Below are 395 nucleotides of genomic sequence, written 5' to 3'. Positions count from 1 at the left end.
AGGCCTTGGGGCCGGGCGCCTTTTCGCACCCGTGGTGGCCGTGCGCAAAGTCCACCGTGGCCAGGAGGGCGTCGTAGGTGCGGGTGCTCTTGGCCCGCACCGCACCACCATCGGACTCGGCGTCGAAGGGCGCGGTGAACGAGGCCAACGCGGCTTCCAGGCGCTCGGCGTCGGAGGCCGGGCCCCAGGCGGTGAAGTGGAAATCGCCCTGGAACCCGCGCGAGAGGCGCGCCCCGCGCGCCTCGAACGCGCCCTGCTCGTCCTTCTCACCGCGCTGGGGGCACAGGGCGGTGCCCAGGCGGTGGGCGGTGTGCTTCAACGTGGCTACCGAGGTGGCGGGGTTCTCACGCTTGGCGCCGACCAGGCCGGCCTCGATACGGGCCCGGTACTCGTTC

1 pseudogene is annotated in these 395 nt (G+C 72.9%); it reads right to left on the bottom strand.

Features of this window, described 5'->3' with window-relative positions:
- Positions 1-395: pseudogene (locus IDM40_RS27805) on the bottom strand (HNH endonuclease); the annotation flags it as partial.

The organism is Nocardiopsis coralli (assembly GCF_014892575.1).
GTDB lineage: Bacteria > Actinomycetota > Actinomycetes > Streptosporangiales > Streptosporangiaceae > Nocardiopsis > Nocardiopsis coralli.
The sequence above is the reverse complement of the archived record's forward strand: the minus strand, read 5'-3'. Positions and strand labels throughout refer to the sequence as shown.